The 18842-nt window shown below is 67.8% G+C and carries 22 protein-coding genes and 1 riboswitch; of the genes, 6 read left to right on the top strand and 16 right to left on the bottom strand.

All coding sequences use genetic code 11. The features are described from left to right. Positions 1-64: 64 nt before the first annotated feature. The 3 genes from E1263_RS06060 to alr are packed head-to-tail and all read right to left on the bottom strand — an operon-like array spanning position 65 to position 2786. Entirely contained in the window at positions 65-688 is a 624-nt protein-coding gene (locus E1263_RS06060) for a M15 family metallopeptidase (RefSeq protein WP_132166168.1), read from the bottom strand. Then, positions 685-1653 (bottom strand): D-alanine--D-alanine ligase family protein, encoded by a 969-nt coding sequence (locus E1263_RS06055; protein ID WP_132166167.1) that lies wholly within the window; start codon positions 1651-1653, stop codon positions 685-687. The genes E1263_RS06060 and E1263_RS06055 overlap by 4 nt, the downstream gene beginning before the upstream one ends. Continuing rightward, a complete protein-coding gene (gene alr, locus E1263_RS06050; RefSeq protein WP_132166166.1) occupies positions 1650-2786 on the bottom strand; it encodes an alanine racemase in 1137 nt (378 codons plus the stop codon). The genes E1263_RS06055 and alr overlap by 4 nt, the downstream gene beginning before the upstream one ends. 178 nt (positions 2787-2964) lie before the next feature. On the opposite strand from alr, the gene E1263_RS06045 reads away from it, so the two are divergent. Next, positions 2965-3507, top strand: coding sequence for a CGNR zinc finger domain-containing protein (locus E1263_RS06045; protein ID WP_132166165.1), 543 nt, complete (start codon positions 2965-2967; stop codon positions 3505-3507). Here the strand turns inward: E1263_RS06045 and E1263_RS06040 are convergent. From E1263_RS06040 to E1263_RS06025, 4 genes are read right to left on the bottom strand one after another with little or no spacing between them, the layout of a single operon-like run. Beyond that, the gene (locus E1263_RS06040) at positions 3451-4110 is read right to left on the bottom strand and encodes a GNAT family N-acetyltransferase (RefSeq protein ID WP_132166164.1); all 660 of its coding nucleotides are present in this window, start codon (positions 4108-4110) and stop codon (positions 3451-3453) included. The genes E1263_RS06045 and E1263_RS06040 overlap by 57 nt on opposite strands. Before the next feature lie 33 nt (positions 4111-4143). Continuing rightward, positions 4144-5283 (bottom strand): ROK family transcriptional regulator, encoded by a 1140-nt coding sequence (locus E1263_RS06035; RefSeq protein ID WP_132166163.1) that lies wholly within the window; start codon positions 5281-5283, stop codon positions 4144-4146. 9 nt (positions 5284-5292) lie between these two features. Further along, positions 5293-5526, bottom strand: a complete 234-nt coding sequence (locus E1263_RS06030; protein WP_132166162.1) for a hypothetical protein — start codon at positions 5524-5526, stop codon at positions 5293-5295. Then, positions 5523-6227, bottom strand: coding sequence for a GAF and ANTAR domain-containing protein (locus E1263_RS06025; RefSeq protein WP_238161092.1), 705 nt, complete (start codon positions 6225-6227; stop codon positions 5523-5525). The genes E1263_RS06030 and E1263_RS06025 overlap by 4 nt, the downstream gene beginning before the upstream one ends. 104 nt (positions 6228-6331) lie before the next feature. Here E1263_RS06025 and nhaA point away from each other — a divergent pair, with 104 nt between their 5' ends. Further along, positions 6332-8212, top strand: coding sequence for a Na+/H+ antiporter NhaA (gene nhaA / locus E1263_RS06020; RefSeq protein WP_132166161.1), 1881 nt, complete (start codon positions 6332-6334; stop codon positions 8210-8212). On the opposite strand, the gene E1263_RS06015 is transcribed toward nhaA, so the two are convergent. Next, entirely contained in the window at positions 8209-9477 is a 1269-nt protein-coding gene (locus E1263_RS06015; protein WP_132166160.1) for an FAD-binding oxidoreductase, read from the bottom strand. The genes nhaA and E1263_RS06015 overlap by 4 nt on opposite strands. 46 nt (positions 9478-9523) lie before the next feature. Between E1263_RS06015 and pdxR the strand changes: the two genes are divergently transcribed. Together pdxR and E1263_RS06005 are read left to right on the top strand one after the other, a co-directional pair. Further along, positions 9524-10927 (top strand): MocR-like pyridoxine biosynthesis transcription factor PdxR, encoded by a 1404-nt coding sequence (gene pdxR, locus E1263_RS06010; RefSeq protein ID WP_132166159.1) that lies wholly within the window; start codon positions 9524-9526, stop codon positions 10925-10927. 52 nt (positions 10928-10979) lie between these two features. Beyond that, complete coding sequence (locus tag E1263_RS06005; protein ID WP_202868735.1) at positions 10980-11723, top strand: GNAT family N-acetyltransferase; 744 nt, start codon at positions 10980-10982, stop codon at positions 11721-11723. On the opposite strand, the gene E1263_RS06000 is transcribed toward E1263_RS06005, so the two are convergent. After that, positions 11713-12627, bottom strand: a complete 915-nt coding sequence (locus E1263_RS06000; protein WP_238161091.1) for an MBL fold metallo-hydrolase — start codon at positions 12625-12627, stop codon at positions 11713-11715. The two genes, E1263_RS06005 and E1263_RS06000, sit on opposite strands and share 11 nt — an antisense overlap. A 127-nt stretch (positions 12628-12754) precedes the next feature. On the opposite strand from E1263_RS06000, the gene E1263_RS05995 reads away from it, so the two are divergent. Both E1263_RS05995 and E1263_RS05990 read left to right on the top strand, forming a co-directional pair. Then, complete coding sequence (locus E1263_RS05995; protein ID WP_132166158.1) at positions 12755-13624, top strand: LysR family transcriptional regulator; 870 nt, start codon at positions 12755-12757, stop codon at positions 13622-13624. Continuing rightward, positions 13621-14493: a serine hydrolase gene (locus E1263_RS05990; protein ID WP_132166157.1), complete on the top strand. Its 873-nt coding sequence runs from the start codon at positions 13621-13623 to the stop codon at positions 14491-14493. Before E1263_RS05995 ends, E1263_RS05990 begins: the two co-directional genes overlap by 4 nt. Here the strand turns inward: E1263_RS05990 and E1263_RS05985 are convergent. The 7 genes from E1263_RS05985 to E1263_RS42570 all read right to left on the bottom strand — a co-directional run. After that, positions 14486-14875 carry a RidA family protein gene (locus E1263_RS05985; RefSeq protein WP_132166156.1) on the bottom strand — a complete coding sequence of 130 codons (390 nt, stop codon included), beginning with the start codon at positions 14873-14875 and terminating at the stop codon, positions 14486-14488. The two genes, E1263_RS05990 and E1263_RS05985, sit on opposite strands and share 8 nt — an antisense overlap. Continuing rightward, positions 14872-15645, bottom strand: a complete 774-nt coding sequence (locus tag E1263_RS05980) for a GNAT family N-acetyltransferase (RefSeq protein ID WP_132166155.1) — start codon at positions 15643-15645, stop codon at positions 14872-14874. The genes E1263_RS05985 and E1263_RS05980 overlap by 4 nt, the downstream gene beginning before the upstream one ends. A gap of 11 nt (positions 15646-15656) precedes the next feature. Then, a complete protein-coding gene (locus E1263_RS05975) occupies positions 15657-16433 on the bottom strand; it encodes a thiazole synthase (protein WP_132166154.1) in 777 nt (258 codons plus the stop codon). Position 16434: 1 nt separating this feature from the next. Beyond that, positions 16435-16665, bottom strand: a complete 231-nt coding sequence (gene thiS, locus E1263_RS05970; protein WP_132166153.1) for a sulfur carrier protein ThiS — start codon at positions 16663-16665, stop codon at positions 16435-16437. Next, positions 16655-16770: riboswitch (TPP riboswitch) on the bottom strand. (Overlaps the previous gene by 11 nt.) A 4-nt stretch (positions 16771-16774) precedes the next feature. Continuing rightward, a complete protein-coding gene (locus E1263_RS05965; protein ID WP_165956499.1) occupies positions 16775-17707 on the bottom strand; it encodes an ArsR/SmtB family transcription factor in 933 nt (310 codons plus the stop codon). Between the two features lie 4 nt (positions 17708-17711). Continuing rightward, positions 17712-18323 carry a G5 domain-containing protein gene (locus tag E1263_RS05960; protein WP_202868734.1) on the bottom strand — a complete coding sequence of 204 codons (612 nt, stop codon included), beginning with the start codon at positions 18321-18323 and terminating at the stop codon, positions 17712-17714. A gap of 128 nt (positions 18324-18451) precedes the next feature. Next, positions 18452-18842: hypothetical protein (locus E1263_RS42570; protein WP_165956498.1), on the bottom strand; the 391-nt coding region annotated here is incomplete at its 5' end.

Genomic DNA, 18842 nt, shown 5'->3' with positions numbered 1-18842 from the left:
CATGGCACCAGCCGACTCACCGCCGAGCAAACAATGCAATCCAGATGGAATGGCCCACGCAGAGTTACGTGGTGGGCCAGGCCTGCGGGCCGTAGATCGCGTGCGGCTGGTCTGAGGTGTAGGCCCAGTAGCGGTCACCGTAGGACCAGTGCCACCACTCGGTCGGGTAGTTGACCAGGCCGGCGGCGGTGAGGACATCAGCGAGCAGGTCGCGGTTGGTGCGGGCTTCGCGGCTGATGTTGGTGGCGGCGAAGAAACACGCTCCGTCACTCTGCTCGGGCGTCGCATCGATCGGCGTACCGAGATCGAGTGGACCACTTGCGCCGACCAGGGTGAGGTCGACGGCGGCGCCCGCGACATGCGGCGCGACCTCGATCGGGGAGACGAAACGGCTCGCCAGCACGTGGATCTCTGCATCGGGCAGGTCCGGGTTCAGCTTGCGCAGCTCGGCGGAGTAGCCGTCGAAATACTCGCGCTGCAGCTCGAGCGGCCGCAGCCCCTCGACCACATGCAGCTGAATCCCGGACGGCAGGAACGTGTTCGCGATGACCAGCCGGTCCGCCACACCCTCACGGGAGTAGGCCAGACCGGGAGTCTGGATGCCGCGCGTGGCGAGCTCGACGAGCGGTTCGCCGTTGTCGATCGCCTCGATCCGGGTGATGCGCTCGTCGCTGAGCAGGACCGTCACGACTTGGCTACCGCGGTCTCGATCAGCACGCCGACAACATCGGCGTACGAGTAGCCGGCCTTGGCCCACATCTGCGGGAACTGCGACGCAGGGGTGAAGCCGGGCAGCGTGTTGATCTCGTTGACGACCGGCTTGCCGTCCGCGGGGAGGAAGAAATCGACCCGGGCCAGGCCCTGGCAGCCGAGGATCTCGAAGACGTCGAGCGCGGTCTGCCGCATCAGCTCGGCCAGCTCGGGCTCGAGCGGTGCCGGGATGACGAACTGGGTCGCGCTCGAGGCGTCGTACTTGGCGGTCGCGTTGAAGAACGGCTGTGACGGGTCGCTGTGGATTTCCAGCGCCGGACCGACCTCGACCCGGCCGTCCGGGAACTCCAGTACGGCGAGGTCGATCTCGCGACCGATCATCTCCTTCTCGACCAGGACCTGCGGGTCGAGCTCGGCCGCCGCGGCAACCGCATCGGCCAGCGAGGCCAGATCGGTCGCGCGGCCCACGCCGAAGCTGGAACCACCGTTCGCAGGCTTCACGAAGACCGGGAACTCGACGTCGGCCTCCTTGAGCTTCTGGATCGCGCCCTCGGTGTCGGAGATCTCCGCGCCGAACAGCCGCACCCCCGGGGTGACCGGGATGCCGTGCGCGCGCAGAACAGCCTTGGTCAGGTGCTTGTCGAGGCCGACCGCGCTCGCGGTGACGCCGCTACCGACGTACTTGACCTTGAGCTGGTCGAGGAAGCCCTGCAGGCGGCCGTCCTCGCCGTACTCACCGTGCAAACCGATCAGTACGACGTCCACAGAGCGCAGGAGGTCAATCGCCTCGTGCAGGCCGTCGGCCCACTCGCCCTGCTGGTCGATGACGAGCGGGACCGCGGTGTGGCCGAGCTCGGTGACCGCGTCGGCGATCCCCTTGCCACTGGCCAGGGACACGTGGTGTTCGGGGCTGGCGCCGCCCATCACGACCGCGACCTTCATCGAGTTGCCTCCTCGTAGCGACGGGGCACCCTGGTTCCGATGCCACAGTAGATTTCGTGCGGGATGGTTCCGGCCCAGTCCGCCCAGTCCTGGGCGGTCGGCTCGCCGTGCGAACCGTCTCCGAAGATCGTCACCGGCTCGCCCGGATCGACCGCCACGGCACCGGCGTCGACGACGAACTGGTCCATCGCGATCCTGCCGACGATCGGCATCCGGACCCCGCGGCACAGCACACTAGCCTGCTTCATCGCGACACGCGGAATCCCGTCGGCGTACCCGACCGGCACGAGCAGGACGGTCGTCGCGCGGTCGGCGGTGAAATCATGCCCGTACGAAACGCCTTCGCCGACGCCGATCCGGCGGACCTGGATCGCCTTGCTCATCAGCTTCATGGCGGGCCGCAGACCGATCCCGGTCTCGTCGATTCCGTACAGCCCGGCGCCGATCCGGATCACGTCGTTCTCCGGCGCGTCCAGGGTGATCGCGCCGGCCGAGTTGGCCAGGTGGATCACGCTCGGGGTGAGTCCTGCGCGCCGGGCCAGCAGCACCCCGGTCCGGAACAGCTGCAACTGCTTCCGGTTCTGGACGGCGTTCGGATCATCGCCGTGCGACAGATGCGACCAGATGCCCCGGACCACCAGCGTGCCGAGCGCCTCGTAGTGCGCTGCGGCCCGGGTCAGTTCGATCCACTGGTCGGGGGTGCTGCCGGCCCGGTGCAGACCGGTATCGAGTTTCAGATGCACGTACTTGACGGCCGGGACCGAGGCGACCTGCTGCAGCTCGGCGACCGAGGAGACGCTGACATCGACGTCCAGGTCGCCCAGCAGCATCAGCTCGGCGGCGTCATACAGCCAGGTCAGGATCGGGGCGTTCAGCCCGGCGGCCCGCAACTGCAGGGCCTCGTCGGTGCGCGCGACGCCGAGCCAGGTGGCGCCGGCCTCGAGAGCAGCGCGAGCAATCGGTACGGCGCCGTGCCCGAACGCGTCGGCCTTGACCACGGCCATCACGTCCTGGGAGGTCAGCCGCCGAAATGTCCGGACGTTGTCACGCACCGCCGACAGGTCGACGACGGCCTCGGAGAGACCGGCGATTCCCGCCGGCGCCGGACGCTGCCGGGCGTGGACCAGATTCATGTTCCTCATTGTTGTAGCTGGCAACCATCAGTTTCATCGGATCTGGGGCGGATGTTGCGCAGATCTGATGTACGACCTAGGTAGGACGCCTTGTGGGCCCCTTTGGTTGGTTTCAGCGTAGCTTCGTCACTGTGAGTGAGTTGGGGTGACTGCCTGCAGCTCCCGGATACTGGATCTCGTGGAGCCCACGGATCACCTCAAGGCGTCGCTCACCGCGGCCATCGCGCTGGCGAACGTCTTCGGTGCGCCCACGCGGCAGGGCCGCCCGGCCATCGCGCCGGACGACGAGGCGATCCGCGCCGTCCTGCGGCTGACCACGAACCGCACGATCCCGATCGAGCTCCATGAGTACGAGACGGGCGCGCGGCAGTTGTATGACGCGCTCAGCCTGCTCCCCGATGTCGACGCCGCGGTCGAGCTGATCAACGATCTGTTGCGCCGGACCCAGGCGGCGCCGCAGCTGATGCGGGAGCCCGGGGCGCTCTGGCATCTGCACTTCGCGGCGCCTGGGGTGTCGGCGGCCACCGGCTGGCTCGCCGAGTTCGCTACTGCGGTCGCGATGCTGCTCGGGAGTCATGAAGCCGAGCGGCTGCGGCGTTGTGCGGCCGAGCGGTGTGACGAACTGTTCCTGGATTCGACCAAGAATCACACCCAGCGCTTCTGCTCAACGGCCTGCCAGAACCGCACCAAGGTCGCTGCGCACCGGGCGCGCTCCGCCTGACGCCGTCACCATAGTTGCTTCCGGCAACCAGCCGAGTGAGCGGTAGAGGTGGACGCCGACCTCGGTCGCCATCAGTAGTCCGTTCTCCGCGCCACGCTCCAGTGCACGCTGGGCGAGCGCACCCATCACGACGCTGCCGAGCCCACGCCGGCGGTGGTCCGGGTCGGTGTGGATGTCGTGCATGACCGCATCCGCGCCGACGGTCGCCATCATCCCGCGAGCCGCGACGGTGCCATCGGCGAGCAACTGCACGTGGTCGAGTGGGCCTTCGGTGGTCACGACCACCCGGTACGGCGTGGGTGCCGCCGGCTGTGGATGATCACTCAGCGCGATCGACATCAGCACCTTCTGCTCGGCGAATGGCCGCAGCCCAACCGCGGTCAGTTCCGAAGCGACCTCATTGCCGTACGGCGTCGCTACCGTCAGCCACGTGCTCTCGGTGACGACCGGAGCCAGGCGGTCGATGTTGTCGCGCACCGTGAACATCTCGCGCTCCCGCCCGGGCAGGTCGAGCTGCGCGAGGAGCACAGCGTCGTACTCGACGGGTGGTTGCAGTCCGCGGCACAGCCGCCAGCCAGTGATCCATCGCCTCACGATCTCCATGATCAGTGAGTGTAACTGCTTATCAAGGTTTAGTCAGTTACCGAGCACGAAGGTCTGGATCGCGATCACCGCGCCACCGCGGGCCCATTCGGTGAAGTCGGCAGGCTGCAGGATCATCGGCAGCTCGGCACCGGAGGGGTGCCGGTCGGCATGCAGGCCGGCCAGCAGCGACGTCCGAGCGACCTCAGCGAGCCGGACGCCCTCACCGCCGAGGACGACGAGCTCAGGCATGGTGAAGTTCGAGGCCGCGGCGATCATCTTGCCGAGCCCAAATCCGGCCTCGCTGACGACAGAGTGCGCCGCCGGGTCGCCTTTCAGTGCGAGATCCAGACACTCTTCGTAGTCGACCGGGCGACCGAGCGCTGCGCCGACGCGGCTGGTGATCGAACCGACGGTGAGCAGGCTGAGCGCGCAGTCGCGATGCCCGCGCTCGCAGGTCGGACCGTCGTGGGCCAGCAGTGGGTGATGACCGATCAGGCCGAGGCTGGTGTCCGGGCTCTCGACCGTGCGGTTGTGGACTACCAGCCCGTACCCCACCCCGGCCCCGATGGTGAGAAGCACGAATCGGTCCGCACCGCGGCCGGCCCCGAACCAGTGGGTGGCTTCGGTCAGCGCGTCAAGATCGTTCGCCAGCACAATCGGCGTACTGGTTCCGGCCGCGAGCAGTTCGCCGAACGGAACGTCGACCCACTCCAGGTAAGGGCCCCAGCGGACCTCGTTCCGGTCCGTGACGCGGCCGCCGACCGTCACCCCGAGCCCGGTGATCGGGCGCGGTGACTGGGCTGCGAGGTCATCGGCCAGCTCCAGCACGACGTCGGCCACCGCAGACGGCGCGTGATCAGTCAGCGGCCGCTCAAGGCTCGCGATCACCTCGGCCCGCAGAGTGGTCAGTACGCCGATCGCGCGGTCACCGGTCAGTTTGATCCCGACGAAGTAATGGGCGGCCGGGTCCAGATCGAGCGGCTGTGACGGCCGCCCGACCCGCGCATCGGCGATCTCGGTCGGCACCTCGACCAGCAACCCTGACTCCACCATCGGCTTCGTCAGCCGCGTCAAACTCCCCGGCGACAACCCCACCCGCCGAGACAACTCGGCGCGCGACAGCGGCCCGTCCAGCAGGATCGCAAGCGCGACCTGCCGAGAAGGCCCAACCAGCGGCTGCCAACTCCCCATCCCAACAGCCTACGGGCGCAGATCGCGCCCGACGTCCCGTTTCAGGTGGCGGAGGCGGGTTGCGCGGGAGCTGGCCGCGGCGAGGGTGAAGGTGGCGCTCAGCATTACCAGCAGGCCGGGCATGGGGTGCGAGATGGCGAACAGGAGCACTACGCCGGTGACGAGCAGGAGGCCGGTGGCGATCCGCAGCCGGATGATGTCCGTCCGCAGCCGTCGTGCCGCCCATACCTGCTCGACCGTCATGGGTGCGGAAGCTTTCGGGTGTCGATCAGCTGCTGGGCGACGTCGCGGAGTTTGGTGTTGGTGTCTTGGGAGTAGCGCTTGAGGATGGCGAAGGCGCGGTCGCCGTCGACGTCGAAGCGCTCCATCAGGATGCCCATGGCCTGGCCGACAAGCTTGCGGGCGTCGACCGCCTGGGCCATCGTCTCCTCGTGCCGGGCGGAGGCGACGGCGACCGAGGCGTGCCGGGCGAGGATGTGGGCGATCGCCTCGTCGTCCTCGGTGAACGCGTCCGCGACCGGGCTGTAAAGACCCAGTACGCCGACGGTCTGCCGAGCCGCGTCGCCGGTGGTCAGCGGGACGTCGAGGGTGCTGCGGACGCCGAGGGCGGCGACCTTGGTGGTCCACTCGGGCCAGCGACCGTCGGTCTCGGTGTCACGGATCAGGACCGTGGTCCGGTCCCGCAGGGCGGTCACCAGCGGGCCGATGTCACTGCGCAACTGCAGCTCGTAGACATCGGCGACGACCGGATCGGTCACCGCAGCGATCTCCGGGCTGCCACCCCGCGTGTACAGGGCAAGGCCGGCGTACGTGCAGTTCAAGGCCTGTAACGCGAATTGGACGACCGCATCGATCGTCTCTTCCACCCCTGGGGCGTCGTGCAGCTCGATGGCCAGCCGCGCGAACGCATCCGCTGAGGTAGCGGTGAGTTCCTGCTCGGTCAACGGGGGCTCCCAACGTCTTCTGATCCATCGGAACACCCAGGCTGGGGCGTCCGCAGGAGACATCATGCAGCCTCAACCCTAGATTCCGGCAGTAGGGTTGCAACATGGCGGACATCCCGGCCCTGTTGAGCGGCCGGACGAACTGGAAACGGGAATTCGCGGCTCCGATGCGGAGCTTCCTGCAGACCGAGGCCGGCAGCTCCGGAGTGCTCGCGGCGGCGATCGTGCTCGCGCTCCTCTGGGCGAACCTCGCCCCGGACTCGTACGACGGTTTCTGGCACACCGACCTGTCGTTCGAGCTCAACCACCACGCGTTCGGGCTGGACCTGCGGGAGTGGATCAACAGCGGTCTGATGACGCTGTTCTTCCTGGTCGTGGGGCTGGAGGCGCGACGCGAGTTCGATCTCGGCGACCTGCGGGACCGCAGCCGGTTCGTGCTGCCGGTGCTCGCGGGCATCTCCGGGATGGCCGCGCCGGTCCTCATCTATCTGGCCTTCAACCTCGGCACCGACACCGCCCACGGCTGGGGTGTCGCGATGTCGACCGACACCGCGCTCGCGCTCGGCCTGCTCGCGCTGGTCGGCCGCGGCGTACCGGATCGTGTCCGGGTCTTCCTGCTGACCGTGTTCGTCGTCGACGATCTGCTGGCCCTCGTCGTGATCGCCGTGATCTACAGCGAGAACATCGACCTGACGCCGCTGCTGATCGCGATCGTCGCCTTCGCCGTCGTCCTCACTCTCGCGATCCTGCGCGTCCGCAAACCTTGGGTGTACGTCGTCCTCGGCGTGATCACCTGGGCCGCACTGCTCACGAGTGGCGTCGACCCAGTCGTCGCCGGACTGGCCATCGGCCTGACCGCACCGGCGTACTCGCCCGGTCGTGAGGAGCTCGAGCAGGCGAGCGGCCTGTTCCGGGTTTTCCGGGAGCAGCCGACGCCGGAGTTGGCGAGGTCCGCGACCGTCGGCCTCACCACGGCGATCTCGCCGAACGAGCGCCTGCAGTTCCTCTATCACCCATGGACGAGCTACCTGATCGTTCCGTTGTTCGGCCTGGCCAACGCCGGTGTCGCGATCGACGCGGACTTCCTCGGCCGGGCGTTCACCTCGCCGGTCACGCTCGGCATCCTGATCGGTTACGTGGTCGGCAAGCCGGTCGCCGTCATCGTGGTCTCCTGGCTGCTGGACCGTTTCTCCGGCGGTAAGTACGGACCGCAGGTCGGCTGGGCGGCGGTCGCCGGCAGCGGCACGATCGCCGGCATCGGCTTCACCGTGTCGTTGCTGATCGCAACGATCGCGTTCGACGGCCCGGCGCTCGCGGAGGCCAAGATCGGTCTGCTGTCGGCGGTCGTCGTCTCGTCCGCCGTGACCTATCTGGTGTTCCGGTCGGTGAAGCTGCTCAGTCCGCCGAAGAAGGCGCTCGCGCTCCTCGGGCGGGCCGAAGAGATGGTCGACCTGATCGACCCGGTCGACCCCGAGATCGACCACGTCCGCGGCCCCGCGACGGCGTCCGTGACGCTCGTCGAATATGGCGACTTCGAGTGCCCGTACTGCGGGCTCGCGGAACCCGTCGTACGGGATCTTCTGCAGGACGACGACCTGCGGTACGTGTGGCGGCATCTGCCCTTGTCGGACGTGCATCCGCGGGCGCAGATCGCGGCCGAGGTGGCTGAGGCGGCGTATGCGCAGGGCGCGTTCTGGGAGATGCACGACCTGCTGCTGTCCAACCAGGAAGAACTGCAGCCCAAGGACCTGATGTCGTACTCCGAGCAGTTGGGGCTCGACAACCAGCGGATCCACGACGAGGTGAAGCGGCACGTCGCCGCCGCCCGGGTCGCGCGCGACGTGGAGTCGGCCGACCTCAGCGGGGTATCCGGGACGCCGACGTTCTTCATCAACGGACAACGGCACTACGGCGCGTACGACGTGGAGACCCTGAAGACCGCGATCAAGGTCGCCCGGGCCCGCGCCCGAATCAACCAGTCCTAGACGACGGCCGGGGCGATGTTCTGGTTGAGATGGAAGAGGTTCTCCGGGTCGTATTTCGCCTTGAGCTCGGCCAGCCGAGCAAGCTTCTCCGCCGGGAACGCCCGGTGGATCGCCTCGCCGTTCAACGTGTTGGCATAGATGCCATCCGTGTACGGCGCGATGCTCGCGGCGTACTCGCGGACTCGGCTGATGTGCGTGTCATCTTCCACGGCGTCCTCCCAGCGAGCCGACGTCACGAACTCGAACAACGTGTCCCGATGACTGAACGCCGCATCGCCGTCCGGGGTATCGGCGATCGCGCCGCCGTACGCCTGCAGGCTCGCAGAGACGCCCGGCGTGCTGATCAGGGCCTTGATCGCCTCGTCGGGCAGCGACTTGAAGTAGTGACCCTTCCAGTACCGGCGATAGCGGTGGCCCTGCACGCTGTCGTCCCGAGTCTGCAAGGTCAGGTAGGGCATCGATTCAACGCTCTCGTGGACCACCGGTCCGAGTTCACGGAAGTCAGGGAGCAGATCCTCACCCAGCGGGCCGACCCAGACATACCCAAGCGTGACGCCGTCCGAAGAGATTGATGCGGTGAAGGTCGCCTCCCGCGACGCGGTGGCGTTGAGCTCACGCCAGCCCCGCAGCGCGTCGTACGCCGCCTCGGCCGGATAGGTGAACTCGGCAACCAAGGCCCGCGTGCCGACCTCGTGCAGCCGGAACTCGAACGACGTGACGATGCCGAAGTTGCCGCCGCCACCACGCAGTCCCCAGAACAGGTCAGCGTTCTCCTCCGCCGTCGCCCGGACGACCTCGCCCGCCGCAGTCACTACCTCGTACGACGTGACGTTGTCGCAGGCGAGCCCGAATCGGCGGGCGAGCCAGCCCATCCCGCCGCCGAGCGTGAGCCCACCGACTCCGGTGTGCGAGACGTTGCCCGCGGTCGTCGCCAGCCCGTACCGCTGAGCGGCCTTGTCGAGTTCGCCGAGCAGGGCGCCGCCTTGGACGATCGCGGTCTGGCGCTCGAGGTCGATCTCGACCGCGCCCATCGGGGTCAGGTCGATCATCAGCCCGCCGTCCGGAACGGCGAGGCCGGCGATGCTGTGACCGCCGCAGCGGACCCCGATCTCGAGGTTTTCCGTCCGTGCGAGCCGGACTGCAGCCACCACATCGGCGGTGCTTGTGCAGCGGGCGATCACGGCCGGCCGGCGGTCGATCATCGCGTTCCAGATCGAGCGAGCGGCGTCGTACCCGTGGTCTCCGGGGTTCAGGAAGGTCGTCATGGGATCAGCCTGACAGCGCAGCGGTACTCCAGTAAGGTCCAGTTTTATGACCCGAATCAGGACCAGTTCCGGTGAGCTGCTGATCGAGCTCCAGCGCTCAACTGGCGCTCCGCTGCATCAGCAGCTGGAGAGCGGGATTCGCGCGCGGATCCGGGACGGCCTGTTGCGGGCCGGTTCGGTGATGCCGTCGACTCGATCGTTCGCCGAGGATCTGGGGCTGTCCCGGGGTGTCGTGGTCGAGGCGTACCAGCAGCTCGTGGCCGAGGGATACCTGATCAGTCGCGGCGGTGGATACACCGAAGTCGCGGCGGTGGCTGCGATCTCGGCTGCTGGTGCGGGGTCGATGCCGGACGGCGAACCGCGGATCGACTTCCGCTACAGCCGGCCGGACGTATCGCAGTTTCCACGGGCGGCGTGGTTGCGATCGATGCGCCGCGTGCTCAACGAGACGCCGGACCGGACGCTTGCGTATCTGGACGGTCGGGGGACTGGCGAGCTGCGGACCGCGTTGGCCGACTACCTCAATCGCGTTCGCGGTACGGCGGCCCGGCCGGAGCACATGCTGGTCTGCCACGGGTTCGCGCAGGGATCGCGGTTGCTGCTGAAAGTCCTTGCAGCACAGGGATATCGATGCCTCGCGGTCGAGGATCCGTCGGACGACGACTTGCGGCGAACGGCCGCGGAAGCCGGGTTGACGGCGGTCGGCGTACCGGTTCTTGAGGGCGGGATCGATGTCGACGCGCTCGAGCGGTCGGGAGCGGACGTCGTACTGGTGACTTCGGCGCATCAGTTCCCGACGGGTGCGGTCATGTCTGCGGAGACGCGAGCGGCGTTGGTCGCGTGGGCCGCGCGGCGGGACGGGTTGGTGATCGAGGACGACTACGACGCGGAGTTTCGGTATGACCGCGAGCCGGTCGGGGCGATTCAGGGGCTGATGCCGGATCGGGTCGCGTACGCCGGGACGGCGAGCAAGACGTTGGCGCCGGGGCTGCGGTTGGGGTGGATGATTCTGCCGCCGCGGTTGGTCGAGCCGATGTCGCGGGCCAAGCTGATGGACGATCGTGGGTCGCCGGTGTTCGACCAGTTGGCGTTTGCGGATTTTGTCGCGCGGGGTGAGTTCGATCGGCATCTGCGGCGGATGCGGCCGCGGTACCGGAAGCTGCGGGACACGTTGATGGAGCGGCTCGCGGTGCGGGTGCCGGAGTTGGTGCCGACCGGGATCTCGGCCGGTCTGCATGTGCTGGTGATGCTGCCGGAGGGGCTGACCGAATCAGCGGTCCAGGCGGCGGCGCTGGAGCGTGGACTCGGGGTCTATGGGCTGGCGCCGTACTGGGTGAATCCGCCGGGGCCTGGCGGATTCGTCTTCGGGTACGGCGGGCTGACGGTCAGCTCGGTCATCGAGGGAGTCGATCTGCTCGCCGAGGCGGTTGCAGTCGCCCGCTCGGTGTGAATAAATATTCCACACATTGCAATTCGATCCCGGGAGTTCTACTCTCGATGAGGTGATCACCGCAGCTGGAATCGACCACCTGATGAACCGGGGCTGGCCTACCGCGCACAGCACCGAACTCGACGGCTGGCTGGTCCGACGAGCGGCCGGCGTCACCCTGCGCGCGAACTCCGTGCTCCCGGCCGGAGCGCCGTACGATCTCGGTAAGGCCTTGGATTACGTGGAAACGCTGTACCAGGCGCATGGGATCACGCCGTCGTTCCAGATCAGCCCGGCGGCGCAGCCGACCGACCTGGATGCCCGGCTCGCGGCCCGCGGGTATGTGGTGAAGAACCCGACATCGGTGCAGTGCGCGGCCGTCGCTGAGGTGTTGGCCGCGCTGCCGTCACCAACGGTCGAGGTGAATATTTCTCCGGTCGCCGACGATGCCTGGATGCAGTTCTGGTGGCAGAACGACGGCCGCGGTGGATCCGCTGAGCAGGCCGTCGCCCGACAGATCCTCCACCGCGGCGCGGCGCTGTATGCCCGAATCGTGGTCGACGGTCGCATTGCCGCCATCGGTCGCCTCGCCCTGGTCGACGACTGGTCCGGTCTCTACTGCATCGCCGTCGACCCGGCCTTCCGTCGTCAGGGCCTCGCCCAGGCCGTCATGCACGGGTTGTTGCAGGAGGCAACAACCCGCGGCATCGGTCAGGTCTTCCTCTCGGTGCTCGCGGACAACACCGCAGCCTTGGCCCTCTATGCACGCTTCGGCTTCAGCACCGTCTCCCGGTATCACTACCGGGTCAAAGGGTGATCTTCTGCAGGTGATCCACGGTCACGAACCTGGCGCCGGTCTTCTCGGCCGAGGCGCGGAGCGGAGCTAGGTCGGTCCACGGAACGCCCGGCTCAGTCAGCGGCTGGTCGAAATCGTCCCAGTGGGTGGCGATTGCAGTGGGGACCGGCTTGATGGTCTGCAGAAGGCGATCCGTGACGCCGGGTTCGCCGCCGGGGGCGATCAGGGCGACATCGACCTGCAGGTCGCGCAGGGCGATCGGGTCGAAGTTCGCCGTACTGAGGCTGAGGATGCGCAGGCCGCCGATCGTGATGACGTAGGCGAGCGTGCCGCCCTCGACCAGGTCCTCGATCACGCGCGGCCGAGCCGGTACGGCGTCCTGGTGGTAACCGGGGTAGGCGTACGTGTGCCGCTTGCCGCCGCACGAGTGCAGCGACGGGTAGACCTCGATCGTGAAGCCGTCGAACACCAGGTATTCGCCACCGCGGACCGGTGACAGCAGATCGGCTTGCGTGCGCATCGCCTTGAGTAGGTTGACGTGCGTCTGGGTGCCGAGCACGGTCGCCTGGGTGCGGGCGGCTACGTGAGGCACGTCGGTGATGTGGTCGTAGTGCCCGTGGTGGACCAGGATCGCGTCGGCCTTGCTGATGTGCTTGTCGACCACCGCCTTGTCGATGACGATCTTGATCTTCGGGTCGGCGCCTTTCGGGGTGAACGTGCCGGTGTGGAAGCGCGTCAACCACGGGTCGGTCAGGACGACATGCTCGCCGCAGCGAATCTCCCAGGCATGCGTGCCGAACCATTTGAGTTCCACGGGGGTCCGTGGCGGCTTGCTGACTGTTCGCGCCGCCGCAGGCGCACCGACCATTCCTGCCGCCCCAACCGCGGCCGCGCCGGCCAGCATCCCTCGTCGCGTCACCTTCACTGCGTTCTCCTCACGCCGATCCGTCGTGCCGTCGCGTGTCAGTCAAGGCGAGGCGCTTGGGATGTGTCGAATATGCTTTCAGGCATGAGGCAAGTGTCTGGAGATATCACCGCAGGTCAGCGGCATCATGCTGACTGAACGGCATCTGCAGATCTTTATCGCGCTCGCCGAAGAGCAACACTTCGGCGACGCCGCCCGCGTCGTCGGCATTACCCAGCCCCCGCTCTCTCAGGGTCTCCGCCGCCTCGAGGCTTTGGTCGGCGCCAAACTGTTCGAGCGAGGCTCCGGCGGCGTCGAGCTAACCCCAGCCGGTACGGCGCTCCTCCCGTTCGCCCGCCGCGCCTTGACCTCCATCGAGGAACTCCACCAGGCGGCTGTCGCCCGCGACCCTGAAGGCCCCGAAATCCGCCTTGGCCTCACCCCCGAGGTCCCGGTGAGCGCGGGCGCCGCCGTAGCCGCCGCCTGCTCCGCGGCGCTCCCCGGCAGCCGAGTCACGGTGGTCACCGCCCCAACCAGCTCCCTCGTCAGTCAGGTCTCCTCCGGCCGACTCACTCTCGCCGTCGTCCTGCACCCCACCGTCCTAGACGGCCTTGAGGCTGGCCCGGTCCAGCTGCTCCCCACCTGGGCGTTGGTACCGGCTGGACTGGCTTCAGACCCTGTGGCGGAACTGAAGTCGTTGCGGGGGTTGCCGGTGGCGGTTCGGTCTCGGGCGGAGGCGCCGGCGGCTCGGGATCTCTTCCTCGACACGTTGGCGATGCATCGGCCCGACGGTGGGACGGTCGTAGTGACGGACGAGCGGGCCGGGCTGGCGATGGCGGCTGCTGGCCAAGCGATCGTCATGACCGCAGACTCCTCGTTGGCCGCTCCCGGAGTCGACCGTCACCTACTGGCGGGCGATCCGCTGCCCACGCGGTTGCGCCTGGTGTGGTCGCAGGACCGGACCCCGTTTCCGGTTGACGTTGTTGCCCGGTTGACCGAAGCGTTGGTGACACCGTGAACGCCCGGATCCGTGCGGTCTTCGACGACGCCGGCGTCCGCGGCTGGCTGCACGCGGTCGCCCTCGACGACGCTGCATCGACAGTCTCCCTCGACGCGGATGCCGTCGTACCGATGGCTTCGGTTTACAAGCTTCCACTCCTGGCTGGCTTCTGCCGTCTTGTCGACGACGGCGAGCTCGACCCGCGCGCCCAGCTAACGCTCGAACCAGCAACCCGCACCCCAGGCCCGACCGGGCTCTCGCTCCTCGCCGACCCCGTGACGATGTCGCTCCGCGATCTCGCGGTCATGATGATGACCGTCTCCGACAACGCCGCCGCGGATGCGCTCCTCACCGTCGTCGGGCTGGAACGCCTCGCCGAGCTGCTGGAATCCTTTGGCCTGCAACAAACCTGGGTACGGCGGGGGACCGCGGCCAACCTGCTCGACCTGCAACGCCGTACCGGACTCGACGACCCCGACGCGGCCCTCGCCGTACTGGCTGACAACAACCGAGCCACCCCGACCGGCGTCTACGAAGCAGCGAACGCCTCCGCGAGCACACCCCGCGACATGACGTTGCTGCTCAGACGACTCTGGGCAGGTGAGCTGCTCTCCGCCGCCCAGACCGATTTCGCCAAAGCCACCATGCAACGGCAAATTTTCCAGCACCGCCTAGGCTCCGGCTTCCCCCACGATGCCATCCGCGTCGCTGGCAAGACCGGCACCTTCGGCGCGCTCCGGCACGAGGTCGGCGTCGTCACCCTCCCCGCCGGCGACGCCTACGCGGTCGCGATCTTCACCCGGACGGCGCGCGTCGACTCCCGCCAGCCGCGCGCCGACGCCGCAATCGGCCTCGCCGCGCAACTGGCGGTCAACGAGCTCAGATAACGGCGTACGCCTCGATCTCGATCAGTGCTTCCGGCCGGAACAACGCAACCACCTGTACGGCGGTGCTAGCTGGCGGACGCGTGGTGTCGACGTACTCATCCCGGACCGTGCGCAGCGCCGGGAGACCAGCCATGTCGGTCAGGTAGTAGTTCAGCTTCACGACGTTGTCCCACGTCGCACCGGCCGCCTTCAGCGCCGCATCCAGATTGGCGAACACCTGCCGCGTCTGCGCTTCGGCGTCACCTTCGCCGACAAACTTGCCGTCGGCATCGAGGGCGACCTGACCGGCGATCGCAACCCACTGCCCAGGCCCGGTCACCACATGGCTATAACCGTTGCCCGGAGCAACACCTTTGGGCTGCGGGTATGCGAACTTGTTCATCGACCCTCCAAGGGAAGACGGTAGGAGCGCTGCTGGCCGTACGACGTGAAACCGACGCGCTTGAGGATTGGGGAGCTGGTGGAAATCCTGCCCTGGGTGAGGGCCATCGTGGCGCCGTGCTCGGCGGCGTACTGGAGACGTTTGGCAGTCAGGGCGCGGTAGATGCCGTGGCCGCGGAACTCGTCCAGGACGGCGCCGCCCCAGATCCGCGCCACGCTGTCGACCAGGTCGAGGCCGGAGATTCCGGCCGGGACGCCGTCCACATAGCCGACTAGGATCCCACCGGCGCCCGCCTCGGACTGCTTACGGTAGGCCGCCAGGCGTGAGGCGAGATCCTCATCGGAAGCCCTCGGACCGCCGAAGACCGTGGACGCGATGATGTTGGCGTCGCGGACGTCCTCCAGCTCGGCCACCCACCGCGCCTCGAGTTCGCTGGCTTCGAGCTCAGCAGGCAGCGCCAGCGCGAGCACGTCGGCGGTGTCGTAGCACTCGGCACCCCGCTTGAGCAGCGCCTCAGCGAGGCCCTCAGGTGAGCCAAGCTTCTCGTAGACCTGAAGCTCAGACAGCCCGTACGCCGACGCCCGCTGGACGATGTTGTTGAGAACAGCGTCCGCCGAGCGCGCCGACCGGATCCACTGCACCTGCAGCGGATCCGGGAACCGGTCCGGAAGCCGAACCAGGCGGTACTCGTCGGTCTCCACGACCTCCGAGCCTTCCGGCGCCGGACCCATCCACTTGTCGTTGGCTGCAATCACTGTCGCCAGGTCCATGGCTTTGGAGATTACCCCGAAGTCGGCAGTCCGGTTGTGGGCGAGGAAGCGAGCGCCGAATGCCACCGACGCGGCACCCGCCCGGCCAGTCGGGCGTTGCGGCCCGCGCTCACGGCATCCCGCATCGCGGCCGCCATCAGGGCCGGTTTCTCCGCCCGGGTGACCGGAGTCGCCAGCATGACCGCCGCGCAGCCGAGCTCCATCGCGAGCGCCGCGTCACTCGCCGTACCGATGCCTGCATCGACGATCACCGGGACGTTCGCGGCCTCGGCGATCAGCGCGATGTTGTGCGGGTTGCGGATGCCGAGCGCGGAGCCGATCGGCGCCGCCAACGGCATCACGGCCGCGCAACCGGCCTGCTCGAGGCGGCGGGCCAGGATCGGGTCGTCGTTCGTGTAGGGGAGGACGATAAAGCCGTCGGCGACCAGCGTCTCCACGGCGTCCAGCAATTCGAACGGATCAGGCAGCAGCAGATGGTCATCGGCGACAACCTCGACCTTGATCAGGTTGGTCCCCAGCGCCTCGCGGGCCAGCCGCGCGGTCAGCACAGCCTCAGCCGCGGTGTGACAGCCGGCCGTGTTCGGCAGGATCTCGATGCCGTGCTTCTTCAGTACGTCGAGCACCGAGCCCTCGTGGCCCGTGCCCAGCCGACGCATCGCGACCGTCGTCAATTGGGTGCCGGAGGCAATCAATGCCTCTTCCATCACTTCCAGGTTGGCCGATCCGCCGGTGCCCATGATGAGGCGCGACGAATACGTCCGGCCGCCGAGCTCGAAGGGGTCGTCCATCTCAGCCTCCCTGAACCGCGCCGACGATCTCGACCCGGTCACCCGCAGCCAAAATCGTGACTGCCCACTCGTCGCGGGTCAGCACACTCTGGTTCACCGCAACCGCGATCCCGGTCTGCCGATCCGACACCACCTTGACCAGCTCCGCGACCGACATCCCCGGTCCGCTGCTGGTCGCCGTACCGTTCACCCACACCGCGTGCTCGGCCGGTGACTCGTCGTACTGCGTCATGCGTCCTCCCTCCGTCGGCATTACCCGATTCAGGTTCAGCGGTCGGCGACGCCCACTCTGTCGCCCTCTCAGCCCACTCAGGTGCGAGCTCCCGCGGTTGGTTTCGACTTTAGTTCCCCGTCAGCAATTGGGCCAACTCTGTAGTGCGGTAGAGGACTTGCTTGCCGGCCCGCTGCGGCTCGACCAGACCGGTACGGCGGAGCAGCTGGAGGTGCTGGCTGACCGCCGACGGCGTGACCTGGAGCTCGGCCGCGATGTCGGTGGTGGTCCGCGGGTGGGTGAGAAGTCGCAGGACGCGGGCGCGCGCCGTACCGATGAGTTGGGCGAGGTCTTGCGGCGTGGGCGGGGCGACGACCGTCCACAGGTTGGCTTGGCCGCGGGGCGGATAGCCGAGGAACGGGTCGGCGCCGGGGTCGTACGGGATGACCGCATGTGGTCCGAAGAGGGTCGGTTGGAGGACCAGGCCGCGGCCGTTGATTCTCTCTGAACGGCTTATCTCGCTGACCTTCTCGACCTTCAAGACCCCTTGGCTATAAGAGATTGCGGGGCCCAGCTCGTTGAGCATCGCGCCGGTTCCCTGCTGGGTGAGGATGTGGCCGCGGTAGGTGATGTCGGCGGTGAGGATCGTCCGCATCCGATTCCAGTACGGCGCCATCACCGTCTGCCAGTAGTCGCCAAGCGCCTCGACCACCCGCCCTGGCGTCAGCGTCGTCGACTCGCCGTTCACAGCTTCGAGCTGTCGTTCGAACGTCTCCTGATCGACGCGCCCAATGATCTCCAGCTCATCCGCGAACTGCGTCAATGGGGACATCGGCCGCGGCGTCAGAAAGTCCGGACTCCCCATCGTGGCATTCACCAGCTGGCCAAGCACCTCCCAGTCCGGTCCTTCCAGCAACGACTGCACCGCCCGCACCCACGGGAGCTGCAGCGGGAAGCGGCCCGGGTCGCGGAGCGCACGCAGCGACAGAACAGTTTCCGCCGCAGGCGACAGCGCGAACCGAACCTCCTCCAAGTCCTTGGACGTCAGCTCGTAGGTCAGCACATGGTCAATCCTCGCAGCCGACTCCATCGTGATCGGCGTCCAGGCGGTAGATGTCGGATCCCGTGACGGTCACCGGACCGGCGACGTACTCGGGCCCGTTCCCGCTGCCGCCGGAGCAGTCGACGTCACTCGCGATGGGCACGCAGCCGCTGTAGTTGGGATCGCATCCGGAGCTCTCCGCCTTCTCGACCTTCGTGCCAACCGCGGTCACCTGTGAGCGCGGTTGCTTCGCGACCTCTTGGCGGATCAGCTTCTTCGCGGTCTGCTTGCCGTCGACGTACGTGACCTCGTACGTGAGCTTCCGCGAACCGTTGGCTCCCGGCGTCCGGATCTCCTTGTCGCCCTTCGGCAGATCGCCGTCCGTGACCGTCTTCTTCTTGAACGGGATCACGCTGTATCCGACGACCGACTTCGTCGTGGTGACCGGCTTTGGCTGCGGCGTCGACGTCGTCTCCGGTACGGCGGATGTCGGCGTACCGGTTGTTGGCGCGGCCGGCACCGTCACCGTCTTCGTGATCACCCGCCCAGCGGCGACGGCAGCCGGTTCGGTGTAGTCCGCCGTACCGCACCCGACTCCGAAGCCGAGCACAGCAACAGCAATGAACGCAGCACGCAAGCACAGCACAGTTCCCCCCAAACCTGCCGTCGGTTCCCCCCGCGGCAGGATTGTCAGCGCCTGGACAACCCAAGGCGAGGTCCCTGCATATCACTCTGAGTGACCCCGGGACCAGAGCTCAGCGCCGTTTAAACGACTCCCGCCAACGCCGCGAACACGACCCCGGCGCCCAGCCCGAGAGTCCCCAGCAGGATCAACGGCCCAGCACTGATCCGCGGCTCCGGCACCTGCCGCCCGAACACCCCGAACAACCGCTCCTCCGCCGGCCGAACCTCCCGCAACAACACCGCCGAAGGATGCGACCGCGCACTGAAACTCTCCAGCGACTCAACCGCCGCCCGCGCAGCCTCCACCGCAGCCCGAACCACCGCCACGATCACCCCACCGGCCGCAACCGTCAGCACCCCGATCAGCGCCGCCGTAGTCTGCGCCATCCCCACCTCGGCCGCCTCCGGCGCCAACGCCGTCCGCAACGCCTGGAACGACCACAACCCGAAGAACCCCAGCACCCCCGCCGCG

The sequence above is a fragment of the Kribbella antibiotica genome, assembly GCF_004349055.1.
Classification (GTDB): Bacteria; Actinomycetota; Actinomycetes; order Propionibacteriales; family Kribbellaceae; genus Kribbella; species Kribbella antibiotica.
Note: the sequence above shows the minus strand (reverse complement) of the source record. Positions and strands in the feature narration are given on the sequence as shown.